We start from the raw sequence: 1,487 nt of genomic DNA, 5'->3' as shown, positions 1-1,487 counted from the left end.
GACAGGCAGTCTTGTTGCTGCATCGACCATGATTGAGCTCCTTTGGCTTAGACTTCTCCTTGATCGCCGTGCTTGTTCGTAAGCCCAGCGATTGCGCAAGACGTATCGCCGATTAAAGCCCGCGCGGCGATCTCGGCATTGATCTGTCTCAATGCGGACACCGCCAAATTCCAGTCGACTAAGCTTCGAGAGCGGCCATTGCCACCGGGTATCGTCATGCCGCTGGCATGGCCAGTCAATTTGGAGGCATAGCAGCCCATGACCTACAAAGTCGCCACCATCGGTCTGGCAGAGGCTGATCGCGCCTTTCCCCTTGTCGCATTCGCCGCCGACTCGCTCAGTCTCGCCGCCTGGCGAGACTTCTGCGGCCAGCTTGGTCCGGCAAGTCGYCGCCCGCCTCGTGCCGAACAGGTGTGGATCGTTCGAAACCCCGCCGGACGAATCCAGGGGCTCGCTCTTAGCAAATTGGGAGATGATCCGACTTACGGACGCATGCTGGACGTCCCGATATTCATCGTTGCCAGTGCCGCGGATGAGAGCGGCGTGTCCGGCGCGCTGATCGGGCGACTTCGGCACTTGGCCGAGGACAGCGGCTGCAAGAGCATCCGCTTCTGGACAGTCGGAGGGGATAGCTGGGGTCGACATATACAAGCGTCGGACTATCAGCGTTGGGATCACGGCGTGCGGATGATGCTTGGCTGATCGCTTACGATCGATCCGCCGCCTTGACGGCGAACATATATCCTATTCCGCGCACTGACTTGATCAGCTCCGGCTTCTTCGGATCGCGCTCGATCTTCCTTCGCAGCCGGCCGATCTGGGCGTCAATGGTCCGATCGAACGCTTCAAGACCTCGACCACGCGTCATGTCCATGAGGATTTCACGCGTGAACACGCGCCTCGGATGCCTGGCAAGCACCGCCAGCATGTCGAATTCGCCCGTCGTCAGCTCGATCTCCGAACCACTTGCAGACAGCAGCAACCGACGTCCCAGATCCAGTATAAAGCCCTCGAAACGGAGTATCTGCTCGGGAACCTGCTCCATCAACGGGTTCGGCTGCTGTCGGCGACGCAGGATAGTTCGCAGTCGCGCCAGAACCTCCCGAAGGTGAAAGGGCTTGGCAATATAGTCGTCAGCCCCGATCTCAAGGCCGACGATCCTGTCGATGACGTCGCCGCGGCCGGTCAGCATGATGATCGGYACGTCCGAGCCCGTTCTGATTTCKCGTGCGAGTGCCAGTCCGTCGTCTCCACCGGGCAGGACGAGATCGAGGAATATGGCGTCGAACGAAATCCGCGGTAGCACCGCGCGCATCGAGGCACCATCCGCCACCGCGGTGACGCCATATCCTTCGTCCTCGAAGTAGCGTGTCAGCATCTGCCGGATGCGCGGATCGTCGTCGACCACGAGGATGTTGGTGGTCTGGCTCTGAAAGGGTGTCATCGTCATATTGTCCAGTGGCCCGCAGTGAAGGCTTGTTACATCT

At 60.0% G+C, this 1,487-nt stretch carries 2 protein-coding genes; one reads left to right on the top strand and one right to left on the bottom strand.

The window, feature by feature from the left end:
* Positions 1 to 258 precede the first annotated feature (258 nt).
* Entirely contained in the window at positions 259 to 702 is a 444-nt protein-coding gene (locus tag AB4Z52_RS36160; protein WP_442222604.1) for a hypothetical protein, read from the top strand.
* Positions 703 to 706: 4 nt separating this feature from the next.
* Here the strand turns inward: AB4Z52_RS36160 and AB4Z52_RS36155 are convergent, their stop codons facing one another.
* Complete coding sequence (locus tag AB4Z52_RS36155; RefSeq protein ID WP_442222605.1) at positions 707 to 1,444, bottom strand: response regulator; 738 nt, start codon at positions 1,442 to 1,444, stop codon at positions 707 to 709.
* Between the last annotated feature and the right edge of the window lie 43 nt (positions 1,445 to 1,487).

It is taken from the genome of Rhizobium sp. 2YAF20 (assembly GCF_052114685.1).
In the GTDB taxonomy this organism is placed as follows: Bacteria; Pseudomonadota; Alphaproteobacteria; order Rhizobiales; family Rhizobiaceae; genus Rhizobium.
Note: the sequence above shows the minus strand (reverse complement) of the source record. Positions and strands in the feature narration are given on the sequence as shown.